This is a genomic window from Cupriavidus sp. GW823-FHT07B10 (assembly GCF_058794355.1).
The window spans coordinates 38421-54627 of the sequence record NZ_JBXAGS010000022.1; the positions used below are offsets into that span (position 1 = coordinate 38421).

At 60.5% G+C, this 16207-nt stretch carries 15 protein-coding genes and 2 pseudogenes; 8 read left to right on the plus strand and 9 right to left on the minus strand.

The genetic code is table 11. The annotated features are described in order from the left end of the window. Nucleotides 1-286: 286 nt before the first annotated feature. A complete protein-coding gene (locus AC1Q6V_RS30140) occupies nt 287-934 on the minus strand; it encodes a c-type cytochrome (RefSeq protein ID WP_115737214.1) in 648 nt (215 codons plus the stop codon). Further along, a complete protein-coding gene (locus AC1Q6V_RS30145; protein WP_439673229.1) occupies nt 931-2568 on the minus strand; it encodes an FAD-dependent oxidoreductase in 1638 nt (545 codons plus the stop codon). The genes AC1Q6V_RS30140 and AC1Q6V_RS30145 overlap by 4 nt, the downstream gene beginning before the upstream one ends. Nucleotides 2569-2938: 370 nt before the next feature. On the opposite strand from AC1Q6V_RS30145, the gene AC1Q6V_RS30150 reads away from it, so the two are divergent. After that, on the plus strand, nt 2939-3190 hold the full coding sequence (locus tag AC1Q6V_RS30150) for a hypothetical protein (RefSeq protein WP_232348067.1): 252 nt from the start codon (nt 2939-2941) through the stop codon (nt 3188-3190). Between the two features lie 85 nt (nt 3191-3275). Here AC1Q6V_RS30150 and AC1Q6V_RS30155 read toward each other — a convergent pair whose 3' ends face one another. Beyond that, nucleotides 3276-3500: a hypothetical protein gene (locus tag AC1Q6V_RS30155; protein WP_232348066.1), complete on the minus strand. Its 225-nt coding sequence runs from the start codon at nt 3498-3500 to the stop codon at nt 3276-3278. A gap of 185 nt (nt 3501-3685) precedes the next feature. Between AC1Q6V_RS30155 and AC1Q6V_RS30160 the strand changes: the two genes are divergently transcribed. The 6 genes and pseudogenes from AC1Q6V_RS30160 to AC1Q6V_RS30185 all read left to right on the plus strand — a co-directional run. Beyond that, nucleotides 3686-4081 carry a DUF305 domain-containing protein gene (locus tag AC1Q6V_RS30160; protein WP_115737216.1) on the plus strand — a complete coding sequence of 132 codons (396 nt, stop codon included), beginning with the start codon at nt 3686-3688 and terminating at the stop codon, nt 4079-4081. 425 nt (nt 4082-4506) lie between these two features. Further along, nucleotides 4507-4815 (plus strand): hypothetical protein, encoded by a 309-nt coding sequence (locus tag AC1Q6V_RS30165; protein ID WP_145987316.1) that lies wholly within the window; start codon nt 4507-4509, stop codon nt 4813-4815. A 62-nt stretch (nt 4816-4877) separates the two neighbouring features. Continuing rightward, on the plus strand, nt 4878-5027 hold the full coding sequence (locus tag AC1Q6V_RS30170; RefSeq protein ID WP_171517101.1) for a hypothetical protein: 150 nt from the start codon (nt 4878-4880) through the stop codon (nt 5025-5027). A 554-nt stretch (nt 5028-5581) separates the two neighbouring features. Then, complete coding sequence (locus tag AC1Q6V_RS30175; RefSeq protein ID WP_492344654.1) at nt 5582-6343, plus strand: reverse transcriptase N-terminal domain-containing protein; 762 nt, start codon at nt 5582-5584, stop codon at nt 6341-6343. Then, nucleotides 6252-7082 carry a group II intron maturase-specific domain-containing protein gene (locus tag AC1Q6V_RS30180; RefSeq protein ID WP_478210278.1) on the plus strand — a complete coding sequence of 277 codons (831 nt, stop codon included), beginning with the start codon at nt 6252-6254 and terminating at the stop codon, nt 7080-7082. The genes AC1Q6V_RS30175 and AC1Q6V_RS30180 overlap by 92 nt, the downstream gene beginning before the upstream one ends. 44 nt (nt 7083-7126) lie before the next feature. After that, nucleotides 7127-7663 (plus strand): annotated as a pseudogene (locus tag AC1Q6V_RS30185) (IS110 family RNA-guided transposase); the annotation flags it as partial. A 97-nt stretch (nt 7664-7760) separates the two neighbouring features. On the opposite strand, the pseudogene AC1Q6V_RS30190 reads toward AC1Q6V_RS30185, so the two are convergent. From AC1Q6V_RS30190 to AC1Q6V_RS30210, 5 genes and pseudogenes are all read right to left on the minus strand, one after another. After that, a pseudogene (locus AC1Q6V_RS30190) lies at nt 7761-7964 on the minus strand (transposase); the annotation flags it as partial. Nucleotides 7965-8198: 234 nt separating this feature from the next. After that, nucleotides 8199-8510 (minus strand): hypothetical protein, encoded by a 312-nt coding sequence (locus tag AC1Q6V_RS30195; protein WP_232348065.1) that lies wholly within the window; start codon nt 8508-8510, stop codon nt 8199-8201. Nucleotides 8511-8835: 325 nt separating this feature from the next. Then, on the minus strand, nt 8836-9858 hold the full coding sequence (locus AC1Q6V_RS30200) for a DUF4238 domain-containing protein (protein ID WP_115737218.1): 1023 nt from the start codon (nt 9856-9858) through the stop codon (nt 8836-8838). Between the two features lie 49 nt (nt 9859-9907). After that, nucleotides 9908-10732 (minus strand): hypothetical protein, encoded by an 825-nt coding sequence (locus tag AC1Q6V_RS30205; RefSeq protein WP_115737219.1) that lies wholly within the window; start codon nt 10730-10732, stop codon nt 9908-9910. Nucleotides 10733-10871: 139 nt separating this feature from the next. Further along, a complete protein-coding gene (locus AC1Q6V_RS30210) occupies nt 10872-11861 on the minus strand; it encodes an AbiTii domain-containing protein (RefSeq protein ID WP_232348064.1) in 990 nt (329 codons plus the stop codon). Nucleotides 11862-12024: 163 nt separating this feature from the next. Between AC1Q6V_RS30210 and AC1Q6V_RS30215 the strand changes: the two genes are divergently transcribed. Next, on the plus strand, nt 12025-14157 hold the full coding sequence (locus tag AC1Q6V_RS30215) for a site-specific integrase (protein ID WP_492344655.1): 2133 nt from the start codon (nt 12025-12027) through the stop codon (nt 14155-14157). Between the two features lie 480 nt (nt 14158-14637). Here the strand turns inward: AC1Q6V_RS30215 and AC1Q6V_RS30220 are convergent, their stop codons facing one another. Further along, complete coding sequence (locus AC1Q6V_RS30220; RefSeq protein ID WP_492344656.1) at nt 14638-15570, minus strand: hypothetical protein; 933 nt, start codon at nt 15568-15570, stop codon at nt 14638-14640. Between the last annotated feature and the right edge of the window lie 637 nt (nt 15571-16207).

Here is a 16207-nt window from a genome sequence, read left to right on the forward strand (position 1 = left end):
TCTCCAAATGGTCGACCTATTCATGGCGCTCCCTTCCTGACGTCGTCGGCACGGATTGCGATCGGTTGAGCGATACCTTGCGTTGCCATCATCGCCGTCGCGATCTCCCGGGCAACGGCGCTTGGTCGAACCGACGCGCCCAATGCCTAATGGCAAGCTCGTCATCGACGCGGCATGAGCTTGACGGAATGAGGGGGAGGTCGCCAAACCGCGCCAAGATGTGGGCCGTACTTGGTACCGCTGTGTGCAACTTGCCTTGGGAGCATGCTCTCGTTCGGGATGATGATCAATGTTGCGCGGCATCATGGCTACCGCCTGTGCTGCCACCTCCTTTTTCCGCTCCTGATTGGCCCGATGCCTGCGCTGCGGGTTGGCGCGGGCCAGCCGCACGGTGCCCACCAATCTCAGCACCGAACTGTTCATTGTTGTCGCCAGGTGACCGATCGACCATGTCGCGGTACTCGGTTGGCGTCAGGGCGGGCAGCTTATCCAGAAAAGCGACGAGATCCCAGATTGCCTCGTCGTCGTGATCGCTGCCCCACGCTGGCATGCCGGTCATCTTCAAGCCGTGTTTGATCACAACAAAGGCATGCTTCGGATCGGCCCGGCCCTGGTCCAGGCGCGGCGGCGCGGGATACAGTCCACGCGTCAACTGGCTGTCGGGCAAGCCCGGTGCGCGGTGGCAAGCCACGCACATGGATGCATATTGGCCGGCGCCTTTGAGAACGCGCTGGGCATCATTCAGATTCGGCGGCTCCAGTTTGTCGGCTTGCTGGCCAATGGCGCGCGAACGCACCATCGCCAGGACTTTCTCTGTAATCGGCCAGTGCGGTTCGTCGGCGGCCACATTATAGGCGCCCCAGTACGCGATCCCGAATACAGCTGCGGCGGCAAGGAGCAGCAGCGCAATGATCGAAATTGTGAAGGTTCTCATTGCGAGTCTCCGTCGCTGGCCGCGTCGGAAGCGTTACGCCGCGCACCTTCGTCATCGGACTGGCGTGCTGACATAGCGGGACGCCCGCGCGTGTCATTTGACGCCGTCTCGGTTGGATGGCACTCCCCGACTTCGTGGTTTTGAAGGAGGACCAGTTGATTGCGCAGCGGGGACAGCGCCGGGCCTTCTAGCACTTGGCCATCGGGGGAGTACCGGCTGCCATGACATGGACAATCCCAACTGCGTTCGACGGCATTCCAGTGCACCATGCACTTCATGTGGGTGCATACTGCCGATACCACGTGAAGCGCGCCGGCTGCGTCGCGATAGGCCGCCACCCGTTCGTGCCCCAGCCGCACGATCGCCCCTTGCCCCGGCGCCAGCGCCTGCGCCTGCGCCGGCTTGGCGCTGCGGTGCGTCACATAGTCGTAGAAGAACTCCTTGGCAACGCCGGCGTTCGCCTTGAACATGTTGGACCCTGCCCGCTCAGGATGAAACCGACGCACGCGATACAATTCGCTCCAACGATTCTCACCATTGATTTGGTCAGCAATCAGTCGACCGGCCAGCGTGCCGTACACAAGGCCGTCGGTAGAGAAGCCCGTGGCGACATAGAAGCCAGCACTGTCCTGACCGATATAGGGCAATTCGTCGGGCGAGTGATAGTGTTGCGCCGACCACCGCCAGGCCGGCTCGCCTAACTGCAAGGCGGTCTGCGCTTCGGCGATCAATCGCGCCAGAGCCGCGGCGGCATCATGACGACCCGTTTCGTGATGTTCACCAATGCAAAGCAAATACCGCTGGCCGTCGGTTTCGAATGAACGCACGGATAAACGCGGCATGCCCAACGCCCAGAATATGCCTGGCGCTAGAGCATCTCCCCCAAGCCGAAAGGCGAGGCCATACTCGCGGCGAACTTGCATACCCGCCTGGATAAAATGAAACCCAATGGGAGTATGCGTCGCCAGCACGATGTGGCGGCCGACCAGCCTGCCAGCGGGGGTCCGCACGACCCCTGACCCCGCATCCAGCTCCATGGCCGGACTGTGCTCGTAGACCTGCACTCCACATTGCTCGGCGTGCGCGGCCAGGGCATGCATGTAGCGCAGTGGATGGAATTGGGCTTGCCCGGGCAACACCAGAACCCGCCCGCAAGGTACAGGTAGCGGCTTTGGCACGTGGTCAGTCCAGTCAACGGCCATGCCCGCCAATCTCGCCGCGTCCAACTCGTCCTGAAGTCGCCCTTCTGCTTGCTCACTAATCGCGTATTGGAACATCGGGCAGCGCCGAAACGCGCAGTCTGAATGCCTGACAGTGGTTTGCTGCTCGATCCAGGCGATGGCTTCAGTGCGTGAAGCCACCACTGCTCGCGCTGTCTGGGCATCCCATTTCTTGACAAGGGCCGCAAGACCGTCAGCGACCGTTGCATAGAGATTGCCTGTCGAACCGCCCGTAGCGCCGCGCCCAATGCGATGCGCATCAATGACAGCCACCGAACGCCCTTGCTGGGCCAAAATCAGCGCGGTAGTCAGGCCGACAATGCCCGCGCCGACCACGATGACCTCAACCTGAATCCGGCCGGTCAGCGCCGCCCGGTGCGGCAATGTAGAAGTCGCCGCCCTCAGTGATGTCATGCCCATCCGTAGCCTCCCTCAGTTGGCCATGCGCAGTTTGGTGACACTTCCACCAGCACGGCATTTAAAGTGCCAACTCAACGTCGTCGTCAGTCGGCTTATGCACGCATGGCGCGTGCCAAGGGGAACCTTACGCACGCGTCATTATCGTGTAATCAATGCGAGCGAAAAATTAAGAGAAATCGCGATTTGCCACACTGCCACTTTCATATTGCGCCGTTGCCATCCGCCACGCGCGCGCATGTTCTACTACGTGTCCTTGTATGTTTCGCCATGTGAGCAAAGTCAAACCTGACTACTTCTTGATTGAAGCGATGTGCCTTCTACAATGGTCCGCATACCAACGAGAGATCGATGAGGAGAGGCTGCCATGAACCGCACACGGCCCAACGACGCGTCGCAGAGGGAGGGGCTGGCACCCGCGATCACGCCGCCGCGCCCAGTATCTCCCCACGTGGCGCATCTGTATGGCGACGGGTCGGCCCTGCCCACTTGGTCTGCCGTCCTTGGTCGCGCCATCACAGCCAACTTCGAAGTTGCGCTGATGGTGCTCCTGATCGACCATCACTACTCCGCCTTGCGCATGACCGAGTTGGCTACCTGGTACCGACCCGCGCCGTAGCGGCCAACTTTAGAACAAGATCAAGTCAAATGCTCGTCAGGAGAATCGTGCCCAGCGGGAAGAGATCCTGCGACTACTCGCGATGCTACGCGATTGGTACGGCGTTCCCTATCAGCCCCGAGTCCGGCCGGAGCAGCAGACCGCCATCGAGATCCTCGAATGAGTTCAACTGGGCAAGGGCTTTGAGCACGCCTTTCTCGAAGTCTTTAGCAGGCACCACTTCACTTCGCTGGAGCCGCTCAATGTCCGCATCACCGGCGCAGATCGGCGGCATGATGCGCTCATCCGGATGTGCAACGAGACGTGGCATGCCGAAGGCATGGGCATTGACGTGAAATGCTGGAGCGTGACTTTAACATTCCAGACTACCAGCCGTCGCTGCAGCCGGTACACGGTAGCCCTCGCGGCCAACATCGCGGGGATGACTGAAGATGTATGTGCGCCTGAAAAGGAGCGGTGCACAGCCAATGTCTTCTTTCTTGCGGAGCATCCGTCATGCTGATCCTACAACCCAAACTGCATGCGAATCGCCGGCTTGTTGTGGCGGCTTGCCTTTTGCTGACGGGCATCTCATCCGGCCTTGCGCAACATGCTTCCGGTGAACACGGTCAAAGCGCCGTGCCAGGCGGCTCCGCCGCACAAGAGATTCACGGCTCGATGGCGCCAGGCATGGACAAAATGTTGGCGATGCAATCGTCAGGCAACGTTGACAAGGATTTTGCCACGATGATGAAGATGCACCACCAGATGGCGATCGACATGGCCAAGACTGAACTGGCAAAAGGCGACTCGAAAGAAATGAAAGCCTTGGCGAAACAGATCATCAAGGATGCACAACGCGATATCGGCAAGTTCGATCGCTGGTTAGACCAAGGCAAGACACCCAGGTGACCCTGGCCTCTGGCGCCCCAATTGATCTGAGGAGCACAAGCGGCACAACGGCATCCGGGGTTGGTACGCCGGATGCCGATTTCGGGCTTTTTCGTCGAAATCTGTGCATCGGAAAAAACGAAGTCCCCGCAGCCTAGGTGCTGCGGGGACTTAAGCATGCTGGACCCCGGGGAGAGAGGCACCAGCTATGGCAAGATGGACGCGCCGCTTACCCCGCCAGCGTCGATCAGGCACTATCAAATATAGAACGCACGAGTTAACCGTGATGTTGCGCACGCATTACAACTTAGCAATCGAATCCGGGGGTCTTCAGTATGCGCGGAAGGCCCTAGCCACGCCTGGCTACCTTGGCACGCGGAGCTGCCATCCCGCAGCCGTATGCCCAACAGGCAGTGGTAACGAGACCACATTCCCATGAGTCGAAGATGAAATCGTTCAGTTGGCATGGCATCACGCTGCGTGCAGGCATGCATCTTTGGTCCAATCCAAGACGATGCGGTACCGAGGCCGCTCTGCCAACCGTCATGCGAGCGCCGACGCTGTTTGACCTAGTCGTGCTTGCGGAGCAATGGGCAATCGCCGAACTGGAATGCATCAACGATCAGTTATTGGCGCGAGGCGAGATCACCGTCCGACAGCATGCCAACACACAGGACTTCCTGGATCGTATCGCCAATTCGAATCGCGCCCGCGCTACTGTCCTCTGCAATAACGGCAATAGGCCGGCCAAGTGATGCGTAAGGTGTATGACGCACCGGGCGTTAATGGGATGGACGCCCCCTCCCCGTGAAGGTACATGAGTGCCAAACTGGTGAGCCTGGCAACCTCTCAAACAGGAGCATCCCTCATGAAGGTCACGACGATCGGCATCGACTTGGCGAAGAATGTGTTTGTGCGACCTGCAAGTCGCCTGAATTTCTGTTTCACAGGAGAACGTATGGCCTGACGAAACCGGTTGTTCCATCAACCGTTCCCTACCCAGACATGCGGAGCCGGTAACAGCTCGGTGTGAAGCTCTGGGGACAACGTAGCCGCCGGATAACCGGTACGCCCAGCCGCGAGGCGAAGCGGAATCTGCCAGCACGAAGGCGGAGAGGAGCAAGGGATGAGTGGGTACGACCAACATATGTGAACTTCTGATAAACGTCGTGATCTTTGACAAGCCAAACGTGCTGACAGGCTTGAACCAAAACGGTATGCGGTGAGGAGTGGTCTTTGAATACTGGGCCAATGGACAACCAGCCGCCGGCGAAGAGGAAGGGTCCGCCCCGCTCGGAGATTCATGCGGAACAGGGTAAGCCCATCATGCTGCCGGTGACGGCAGGCGAACCGTAAGGAACGCTGTTGGCACGGTGGGTAAAGGAATGCGGAGAAAGCGAACGCCCGGCTGTAATGGCCGGGATACGGGCTGCAACATTGCCCGACACGAAAGTGGGCAGACTTCCGCAGGGTCATTCATGGCGAGAGAACTTTGACCAACCGTTATACGAGGGAAAGCAGATGACGGCGTACGATGCGAAAGTGTCGGGAGCTGGTGCGTCCTCGCACGCTGCACAGATGTGGGATCAGGCGAACTGGCCGCACATTGAGGCAGAGGTGAAACGGCTTCAGGTGCGTATCGCCAAGGTGGTCCGGGAAGGCCGATGGGGCAAGGTGAAAGCCCTGCAACGTCTGCTGACCCGCTCGCATAGCGGCAAGATGTTGGCCGTGAAGCGTGTGACGGAAAATCGCGGTAAGAGGACGCCGGGGATGGATGGCAGGATATGGTCGTCCCCGGCGGCCAGATGGAACGGAATGGTGTCGCTACGTCATCGCGGCTATCGGGCGATGCCGCTGCGGCGGGTTTACATTCCCAAGGGTAACGGCAAGAAGCGTCCGTTAGGAATTCCTTGTATGCGGTGCCGGGCGATGCAGGCTTTATGGAAGCTCGCTCTGGAACCCGTCGCGAAGACTCTAGCGGATGCCAATTCCTACGGCTTTCGGTCCGGACGCTCGACCGCCGATGCCATCGAGCAGTGCTTCAACGTTCTGGCTAAGCGTGCCTCGCCAGAATGGGTTCTGGAGGGTGACATTCGAGGCTGTTTCGACAACTTCAGTCATTCCTGGTTCCTGGAGAACGTACCGATGGATAAGGGGGTTCTGCGAAAGTGGCTTCAGGCCGGAGATATCGATGAGGGAACTCTGTTCGAGTCGCGGGCGGGTTACACCCCAAGGGGGTGTTATCTCGCCCGTAATCGCGAATATGGCGCTGGATGGGCTTGAAGCGGCAGTCCATGCAAGTGTGGGAACATCCAAACTTGCTCGCAGCAAGGCTCAGCTCAACGTCGTCCGTTATGCCGATGACTTTGTGGTGACTGGCGTGTCGAAAGATGTGCTGGAATCCCGGGTGCTTCCCGCGGTCAGGCAGTTTATGGCCGCCCGAGGTCTGGAACTCTCCGAAGAGAAGACCAGGATCACCAACATAGCGGAGGGTTTCGATTTCCTTGGCCAAAACGTGCGCAAGTACGGCGGCAAACTGCTGATCAAGCCAGCGAAGAAAAGTATCAAATCGCTGCTCGACAAGGCCAGGGAAGTCATCAAGGGCAACGCGAGTGTCACCCAAGAGGCGTTGATCCGTAGGCTGAACCCAATCATTCGGGGTTGGGCTATGTATCATCGCCACGTCGTGGCAAAAGCGGCCTTCTCGACGATCGACTCGCACATCTGGCACCTGCTCTGGAAGTGGGCAAGACGTAGGCACCCCACGAAAGGAGCCCGGTGGGTCAGGCAACGGTACTTCCGGCGAGACGGACACCGGTCCTGGGATTTTGCAACGAGGAGTTCGACCGAGGATGACACCTGCGGCCTACAACTCTTCCGCGCAACGACGGTCGCGATTCAGCGCCACGTCAAAATCCGGGGACTGGCCAATCCATTTGATCCGGCATGGGACCTCTACCTTGCCCGCCGTCGATCCGCGAAACGCTCTGTCGGGTTGCCCGGTGCCACCCAATGGCGCTGAAGGAATGGCTTGAGCCGGATGCGGGGCGACCTGCACGTCCGGTTCTGAGGGGGCGGCGGCGCAGTAATGCGTCGCTGCTACCCGACCAGATCCACGGTGTGAATGAGCTTGGCAAAGCGACGTTGAGGAAGCAGCTCAAGCGTGCCCAGGTGGCCGAGTTCTTTGCGACTCTGCCGCCGAGTGTGATTGGGATGGAGGCGTGTGGCAGCGCGCACCACTGGACCCGTAAGCTGCAAAGCTTTGGGCACACGGTGCGGCTGATGGCGCCGCAATTTGTCAAACCGTACGTCAAGACCAACAAGAACGATGCGGCCGATGCTGAGGCGATCTGCGAAGCGGTAGCACGACCGAACATGAGATTCGTGCCGATCAAGAATGTTGAGCAGCAGGCGGTGCTGGCACTGCACCGTGCGCGTCAGGGTTTCGTGAAAGCGCGTACCTCGCAGGCCAATCAGATCCGCGGACTGCTGGCTGAGTTTGGGTTGGTTGTTCCCCAGGGCATTGGGAACATTGCCAGGCAGGTGCCGGAGCTGATCGAGGATGCGACCAATGAGTTGCCAGGCTCGTTCCGGATGCTCATCCAGCTATAATTTGCGATCGCAACATGCGGCGAAGGTGTGAGCCCATGTCAGGCGCGAAGCTTTTGTTCGCCGCCGAGGAAGGCAGCCCTTCCTCGGTGCGACGGATGAACATCTCCGCGAGATCGTCGCGGGTGCGCACGCGCATATGGTTGAGCAAGGCGACGATCAGCGTGTAGCGCTTCTCAGGCAGGATCTCCCGTAGATTGGCCGCGTCCAGGCTCATGGCCTGGCTGGCCAGCGAGCGCAGCTTCGAGGCTGGCACGCCGGCGATTGCGCAAGAGAAATCGCCAAGCCCGTCGATAGTCTAGCCGAGGACGGTGGCAAACTATTAATAATGTCGCGCGCCATCCGAACGTCGATGGAGGAATTGGTGCGCGATAAGGTCTTGAACCTCGGAGCTGCAGGTCCACAACCTCCCAATCGATTTCAAGATCACTACCGTCGGCATCAAGCACCCGCTTGGCTTGGTGTCTTGGAATGCACGCTGATTCGCGTGAACTCTTCGACCAGCCGAATACGCCAGCCTATGGCAAGGCTACTTGCATTCGACCTTTTTCACGTACTCCCCATCGCTCTTCCATTCTCGCTCGATTAGGCAAGGACCGTCCCGAACCTTCTCTTTCTGTCCATAGCCACGCGGCCCACCCTTGCATTTGCGTTCTTCCTTGAAATCTCCGTTGTGTTTGCCTTCGCGCTCGACCTGGCAGCGGCCACTGTGGAATCTCTCCTTGTATTCCTTACCGCCGGCGCGATAGTAAGAATCATCGGAAAAGGCAGGGCTGGCCCAAAGCGCGGCGGCCAGAGCCAGCCAGTAGGTCTGTGTGCGTTTCGACTGCATGCTGAGCATTAGGTATCGTGATGCCTCTGGCGGCAGCATAGCATCGGGCCTCGGCGCGATGCTGTATCAAAGGGTTACCAGGGTGCGGGAACCACAATGTGCCGATACGCGCGGGGAACCAAGCCTGGTCATCTGAGGGTGCGGAGAAGAGGCGGCGCTGTCGTGAAGTCGTGCTGCAACGGCTCTGCGGGTGACCATCGCCGGATTTCACGCGGAAGGTGCGACTACTCATTGCCGTGACAGATCTCAACCGCAGGCGCTTATAACTAACCGAAATGTTGTTGGTTATGACCGCAAGGCTTATGATAGCCGACGTTTATCTTGGCATGCCCCGCTATCTGCCCGCGATCAAATCCAGCAAAGCGCTGCCACGCTGAATCTCGCCGTTGACGCCAATGAAGCCAAAACGCTCGCTCTCGGCATAGATCTGACGATGGGCATGCAAGAACACCTTGAAGTTGATCGCGGCGACTCCCTGCTCGTTGATCTGAATGGTGCGACCGTCTTGCTGATCAAAATGCCCATGAAGCGCAAAGTGCTTCGTTACGGGGAAAAAAATCGTGGTGCTTCGCAATCCGAACCCCGGTGAATAGATCTTGCTGTTCATTCTCTCGGGGTCATCCCATTCGAGAACGACTGGATGATCGGATGTCACAAAGCCCCCGCAGTGGGATGGTGCTCTCAAGAGAGTCCAGCCGCGGCGGTGAATCAGGTCGCGCATGTGAGCCAGCAACTTCAACTCGGTAGCCACATGACTGGTGGGACTGGTGGAGGGAACCTCGACCGTATAGCGCTCGCTTTCTATGAATTCACGCATTTCCTCGTAGGGAAGCGGCTCTCCCTTGAGGTAGCCAGCCGCACGTGCTTGGCCGAACTGGCTCTCGTAGCGCTCCTGGGTGGAAACCACCATGCCCCCCACGATCTTGTAAATTTTCTCCAAGGCCTGGCGCCTGGCTTCCCGAAATCCTGGATTGCGCGTCGCCAGCAGCGCGATGAGTTCCAGGACCAGGGCCTTGTCTTCTTCGCTATAGAAGTCCCCGTGCTGATCAATGCGCACGAGGGCGGGGGCAAGCTGGGCTTCTAAGTCGGCATAGCCAGCTTCCACGATATTTGGGTCGTGGCCCGGGATCTCGACGCGATTGAAATCGCGCTGAGCCGCCAGGTTACGAGGGGTCGTAACGAAGGCCCGCTTCGTCTTTGTATCGACCACGAACAATTGCGCATTCTTGCTGCGGTTGCGTGCGAAGCCCTTCAGGTAGCACTGCGGCACATAGTGATGATTGCGAGCGTCATTGCCCTTCGGAGGATTTGTGGTCACGCTGGCTCCTTGCGGTGCTGGCGTGCAGTAGAGTTCCATTCCTCTCCGGCGAGGTCTGGTGGCATCAACATCAGCTCTTCCCTATCAGTCAATCTGGCTCCCCCGCCTGCAAGGCGGCCAAACGCTGTCGCATCGCGTCGGCCCGAACTTTCAGCTCATTCAGTTCCAGTTCGAGCAGCTTCTCCAGGGGTGTCGCCCCGTCATGCCCGCGGTTGCCCAGGTGGCGCGCGACGAAGTCAATCGCCGCCTCAGTCTGCACCAGCCGACGACCATACACCGGCTCATGGTGGGCGATTCGGTTACGGGACTGGTAGATCGCCTCCAGTTGCGTGGCGACCGCCGCCCGGGTCAAAGACTTGTCAGGAAAGACGCGCTTTAGCGCGGGCTTCCACAATGCGTGTTCGTAGTCCGCCGAGAACAGTCGCTTCCAGAAGTACATGGTCAGCTGCGCCACCACTTGGCCCATCGGCACCGTTATCGCGGCCTGCCGGGCCTTGGACACCTTCTCATGCGACAAGCCTGCAGGGGGCGTGCCGCCGTGTTTTCGAAACGCCACCGGGTCGAGTTGCCGCTTCTGTTCCTGTGTCAGCTTTGCATAGGCCGCCTTGCGCGCGCTACTTTCTGCAAGGCCAATTTTTCCCTTAAGCTCGTCATCCCAACGAAAATGGCTCGGAGGCCTCCGCAGCCAGTCGGCGGTGCCAAAGTGTTCGGTCAGCCGGTCACAAACCGCGTTGCGCAGGGCGATCTCGACCACGGCCGTCACCGTCATCAGGGAGGCGCCCAGGCGCAGCATTTCCTGGTGCAGGGCAATGGCGCCGCGGTTAGAGCCGGCGAGCCGTTCAAAGGTGCTCAATCGCTCACTTGACAGGAGAACGGCTACTGCCGCTATTTCTTCGTCGGACAGGTGGTCCATTGACTTGACGTGCAAAGATCTTTATAGTTGGCAGTGAAAAGTCGGGATCAGTGTTGGCAGCTGCCTGTAAGGGTGGGCGGACCCCCGACTTCCTGCTTTGGGGGCGCCCTGCGGAGCGCCCTTTTCATTTTGGGTCCTGTCACGACAGACCCAGGTAGGCGGCAATGGCTTTGGCAATCCCGCCGGCAGCGACTTCCACGCCGACGCCCGCGACCCCGGAAGCCGCCTTCCCGATCAGCTTGCCAACCCAGCTCGACGGCTTGCCGTCCATACCCGTGCCAGCGGCGCGCGCCGTGTCGAGATCAGCCTGCAAACCGGCCAGGTCCGCGTCCTGCAGTCCAAGCGATTGGAGGTAACGACGCAGCGTATCCCAGTCCCCTGCCCCCACGTTCACCGTCGCTCGTTGGGAAACGCCGCTACCGCCGTTGGCTACGTTGCCGACGTTGCCGGCAATTTGGGTGTTAAAGATCTGGGTCAATTTGTCCTCGCTGACGGGCTTCGAGCCCATGGGCAGATCCCCGGCGTCCGGGCTGAGCTTTTCGATCTCGATCGCGTAGCCGAGCACCGCATTTTTCACGGCATCCAACAATCTGTCGATCACGCCGGTCGGCAGGTCCTGCCACGCCTCGATGCACTGCATGTCGCGAGTGATCTTCGATGCATGTCTTATTGCCATAGGAATCGGCCATGGGATGTGGAGTCGCCCGGGGGTGCCTGCACGGACCAGGTTTTCATAGGTACTGACAGGCTGATCAAGGCGGGCCGTTCGATAGTGCTCTTGCAAGTGCTCCGGCAAGACCTCTACCGGAATCTGGATGTTCTCCGCCCGAGCGCTGAAAGCACCGGCAAAGTTCCCGTAGGACATTGGCGTCGCGAGGCGGTACGGCGGCAACGCAGCGCCGTTGGGATATCCGCCCAATTCGTATCCCACCCACTGGGCCAGTTCGGCATGGTCGAGCCGCGCAGCCAGCAGCTTGCACTTGCGAAGCAGCGCCGTCACGCTCGACGTCGCATCGATGGCCTCCGCCTGTATGTCATGGATCAGGGACACCGCGAGCTCCAAAACCGGTTTGGCGGATTCTAGCATGGCGCCGCCGCCACTCCCGGCATCAAAGTGCTCTTTTGCCATCCGTTGATAATCTTTCTTATCATGGAGTAACAAAATAAGGTACGCATAGCTTACCTACAATCCTACACTTGGCGATAGAATGTGATCCATCGGCGCAACCCGCGTCAGGACTGGCCTTGGCGGTGCCCAGCACTTGGACCGCCAGCCTCATCGAAGAACCGCTATGGCCTCGACCGATCACAGTGACAGCGCCCCAGCCGACGCGCCGGCGGCCAACGCATCGCCGGTTCGCCGGCGGCGCCGCTCCGTCACCCGCCGGCACCTCCACCGCGGCCACTTCGGCTTTCTGCGCGCCATCGTGCAAGGGCTGAACGCCCGGCCGATGTGGGAGCGCTACCTGGCCGAAGAAGGGGAAATCGAGGCCGAGGCCGATGCGCTCGCCGCCGCTGGCGATGACGCCTCCGCGTTTGCCGCTCACCCCAAGGTGCGCCGGGTCACGGCCTGGCTGCGCGCCGAGCTGGCCGCCGCCGCCGTGCGCGCCGAGCGTCCCGGTACTGCCCGACTGGTCAAGGTGGATTTCCGCCAGATCGGTCGCCCGGGGCTGGGCCTGCCCTCGTTGGAGGAATTCGCCGCGGCAGCCGGCCTGGACGGGTTTAGCGAGCGCGAACAGCTGGCAGCCTATGAGGAAAAGTTCGGCGCCGCACTGGTGCGCGAGAAGAAGCGCACCGCGCTAATGGCGCGGCAGTTGGCCGCCATCGACTGGCTGGAAAGCCTGTACGCGCGCCCAGTGCTGGTGGATGACGGCTGCCGCGCCTGGCTAGCCGACACAATGGCTGACCGGTTGGAAGCGGCTGGCGTGGCCACCGTCGGCGACCTGGTCGACCGCATCAATGGGCTGGGCAGCGGCTGGACTCGCGCTCTGACGGGCATCGGGGCCGGTAAGGCCCGTGCGGTCGAGCGCTTTCTCGCCGCCCATGCAGAGACCCTGACGCGCCGCGTCGGCCAACATGTGGCCGTGCCGCGCCGGCAGCGCTACGCGCACGAGCTGGCCCGCGTGGTACCGCCCGCCACGGCGCTGGTGCCACTGGACAAGCTGGTGGTGCCGGCCGAGCTGGACGGCCGCAACGGTATCTATCGCCGCCCGCAAGCGCAATGCCTGCTCTCCGCCCACAACGACTATGAGGCCGTGCTGGCCTGGCTGCGGGCCAAGCCGGGCCTGCCGCTCGAGCAGGTCGCCCGGCTACGCGAACGGCGTCGCGATGTCAGCACCGCGCCGGGCCCGCGGGATTGGCTGCAGACGCTGTCGCACACCCAGCGCGCCTACCGCAAGGAGGCCGAACGCTTCCTGCTGTGGGCCATCCTGGTGCGCGGAAAGCCGCTGTCCTCGATGTCGCAGGAGGATTGCGTAGCCTACCGGGACTTCCTCGGCGCACCACCCGCCGACTGGTGCGCGCCGCGCTCGCGCGAACGCTGGAGCCCCATCTGGCGCCCGTTTGAAGGGCCGCTGTCGCACCGGGCCCAAGCCTATGCGCTCGGGGTGCTCAACAACCTCTACCGGTTCCTGGTCGACCAGAACTACCTGATGGGCAACCCGTGGCATGGCGTGCATGCCCCGCGCAGCGCGACTCCCAAGTTGGACGTGGGCCGAAGCCTCACGCAGACGCAGTGGGAATTCGTGCTGGCCCAACTCGCCGCCCTGCCGCCGACCTCCGCGAACTCCCGGCTACAGTTCGCCCTGCCCCTACTGTATGCCACGGGCCTGCGCCTGTCGGAAGCCGTGGCAGCGACAACCGACCATCTGGAATGGGTGAGCCTGCCACGCCCTGGGACCGCCGAACGCATTGAGGGCTGGTGGCTGGAAGTGCTTGGCAAGGGCACAAAGCTGCGCCGCGTGCCGGTGTCGCCAGCCGTGGTCAACCAGTTGGGCGCCTACCTGGCCAGCCGCGGCTTCGAAGCTGACCCTGCAAAGGGCCGGCTGCCCCGCGGTGTCGCGCTGCTTGGGCAAGCGGTCGATGCGCCCGAACGCGCGGCATGGGCACGGCGCAAAACCGTGAATCCTGCTGCCAGCCTGAGCGTGAACACACTAGCGGAACAGATGAAAAATTTCTTCGCGTTGTGCGCGGCGGCGCTACGCGACACGGATGAGCGTGGATCTGAGCGCCTGGCCGCGGCCAGTACTCACTGGCTGCGGCATACACACATTTCGCACGCGCTGGCAGCCGGAGCGCCGTTGGAGGTAGTGCAGCAGAACGCTGGCCACGCCTCGCTTGATACCACCACGCGCTACGTCACTACCGAAGAGGCCCGCCGGATGGCAGCGATGCAGAAGGTCTGGGCCGAGTTCAAGAATGCCTGAGAAGTCCCAAACTCTTGGCCAATCAGCATGCCGGACCGACGTTCTGCCAGCTTAACTATGCTGGTTGTCAGTGGAAATGGCCGCTGCCAGCTCCCGCAGCGTCGTGGCTGCGCCCCAACCGAGCAAAGAGATTTTCAGTATATAACTGCACAGCGAGACAACGCGGCGTACTGCTTGGTATCCGATAGCTACCGGCTAGCCGACTGGAATAGTCATAACTGGGCGCCGCTCCCCTATGGGAAGGGGCGCCTTTGCTCGACAACACAGCTGCCAGTAAGCCAAGCCCAGTCACCGGACGTGCGGAGCCTTCCCACGCGAGCCTTGAGCCGAATCGCCACGGAGATCGACGACGGATCCATGAGCCCTGCTCCTGGAACCCCTGCACCACCTGCGTTGTCGCGGCCCACAGGAGGTATATCGTTTGGCGGCGAATGGTAACCTGATTATCGCCTGACCGACTTGCGGGTGGCCGACGCCGCGCTAATTTTTCCCGACGCGACGCAAGCACTTTTCAATCAGGATTCGGCGGCGGCGCCGACGCCGCCGTGCTGTTGCTTGCTGCTGGGGCAAGTACACCGAAGCATGTTCCTCACCTCGAAGGACGAGAGGTGACAGCGCACTGCGGAGATAGAATGCCGTGGCGAGAAATCCCGTCCCGGAGATTGCTAACTGGAGCGCTGACTCGGGAATGGTCGACTTGCATGTCCACCATTGTTTCACTTCCCACGCGAAACAGAACTTGAGCCAGACTGGCAAGCCAAGAGCAATGACTGCGATGTCTGGTCGGCGAATCGCATAGGAGAAACCCTCTGGCGAATAGACGCCCAACAAAAAGGTGAATGCTGTGACCGGCCACACCATCCAATATTCGAAATGCGAATATGGGCTCAGCAGCGTCGCCTGATAGGCGATCCACGCGCAGCCTAGTCCGGCAGCAGCGCGGACCCACCACGTGCGCCACGCCAGCCACGGTCGCTTTGACCAGCCCCACCCTCTCCCCGCCTCCCATGCTGCCGCAGAACATGCCGCCGCCGCTAGCAAAATAAAGCAAGCCCACCCGATCCACAGGCCTGTGGCTGCATGTTCAATCCAAGCCGGCAAGTCGGGGTGAACCAGCCGCTCAAGCGCGCGAAGACACTTCACCATCGCCCAAGGCGGGAACTGCCGGTCAGACCAAAGCAGCGTGTACCTGTGAAACCATGCGGCAACGGAAAACACAGCGAAGGCAATAACATGCTTGGTGAGTGGGTGCTGCCACGAATAGACCCGACGACCGGCCGCTATCCAGGACGGACTGAAGGTAGACATTTCTCCTCGCAATTGGCGGAAAGCTGACGTTATCCACTGCGCGGCGCGGCGGGTCAAGTTTCTGCAATTGGTGGGAACAAGGGCAATGCGCGCCATCAAGGTCATCGCCGGTTTGCTCTCCGATTCGGGGCCAGAGCCTCACGGCGCCCCTGCCCTCACCAATGCACGAATAGCAGCCATCCAGTCCGGCCCCAACGAGGAAGTTAGCTGATAGCTATCGGATAGCCAATAAAACAACTTGAATCCTCGCGCCGATGAGCTGGTCGAATGCGACCGTTTGGCGCCGCCGGGGCCATCTGACAGCCTTTCTGCTACCTAATAGCTACCAGGCCGAATGGCAATCTTGACAGCTCGGCCTAGGGATACAGAGGTACCAGATAGCTACCAGCTATCTGGTGCTGCGAGTGTCTGGCACCGACCAAAACGGACCATCGGAACCATCAGGATATCCCTCCGATATCCGATAGCCTTCTAGTATCGGATAGCAGCCAGATAGCTTTCTGGTAACACATTGATGTGTGCCGCATTTGTTCGATCTCCGTCCGCTAGGCGGTCAACTAAGCGCTGCATCTCTTAGCATCGATATCTGATAGCTATCTGGTACCCCCCCTAAATTTGATGCAAATTCCCCACACTTCTGAACCCAGCGACCTCCAGTTGAAAGGTATCTTTTGGCTAGCTATCCGATATCTCTTGGCTAGTCCACTTATACTGTCTATCTCAGGTAATCCCTTTAAATTCA

Coding starts and splice junctions, on each gene's coding strand:
- AC1Q6V_RS30140 (WP_115737214.1), bottom strand. CDS start 934: ATGAGAACCTTCACAATTTCGATCATTGCGCTGCTGCTCCTTGCCGCC.
- AC1Q6V_RS30170 (WP_171517101.1), top strand. CDS start 4,878: ATGAGTGCCAAACTGGTGAGCCTGGCAACCTCTCAAACAGGAGCATCC.
- AC1Q6V_RS30220 (WP_492344656.1), bottom strand. CDS start 15,570: ATGACCTTGATGGCGCGCATTGCCCTTGTTCCCACCAATTGCAGAAAC.
- AC1Q6V_RS30210 (WP_232348064.1), bottom strand. CDS start 11,861: ATGGCAAAAGAGCACTTTGATGCCGGGAGTGGCGGCGGCGCCATGCTA.
- AC1Q6V_RS30215 (WP_492344655.1), top strand. CDS start 12,025: ATGGCCTCGACCGATCACAGTGACAGCGCCCCAGCCGACGCGCCGGCG.
- AC1Q6V_RS30155 (WP_232348066.1), bottom strand. CDS start 3,500: ATGCCACGTCTCGTTGCACATCCGGATGAGCGCATCATGCCGCCGATC.
- AC1Q6V_RS30205 (WP_115737219.1), bottom strand. CDS start 10,732: ATGGACCACCTGTCCGACGAAGAAATAGCGGCAGTAGCCGTTCTCCTG.
- AC1Q6V_RS30180 (WP_478210278.1), top strand. CDS start 6,252: ATGAGGGAACTCTGTTCGAGTCGCGGGCGGGTTACACCCCAAGGGGGT.
- AC1Q6V_RS30175 (WP_492344654.1), top strand. CDS start 5,582: ATGACGGCGTACGATGCGAAAGTGTCGGGAGCTGGTGCGTCCTCGCAC.
- AC1Q6V_RS30145 (WP_439673229.1), bottom strand. CDS start 2,568: ATGACATCACTGAGGGCGGCGACTTCTACATTGCCGCACCGGGCGGCG.
- AC1Q6V_RS30200 (WP_115737218.1), bottom strand. CDS start 9,858: ATGGAACTCTACTGCACGCCAGCACCGCAAGGAGCCAGCGTGACCACA.
- AC1Q6V_RS30195 (WP_232348065.1), bottom strand. CDS start 8,510: ATGCTCAGCATGCAGTCGAAACGCACACAGACCTACTGGCTGGCTCTG.
- AC1Q6V_RS30165 (WP_145987316.1), top strand. CDS start 4,507: ATGAAATCGTTCAGTTGGCATGGCATCACGCTGCGTGCAGGCATGCAT.
- AC1Q6V_RS30160 (WP_115737216.1), top strand. CDS start 3,686: ATGCTGATCCTACAACCCAAACTGCATGCGAATCGCCGGCTTGTTGTG.
- AC1Q6V_RS30150 (WP_232348067.1), top strand. CDS start 2,939: ATGAACCGCACACGGCCCAACGACGCGTCGCAGAGGGAGGGGCTGGCA.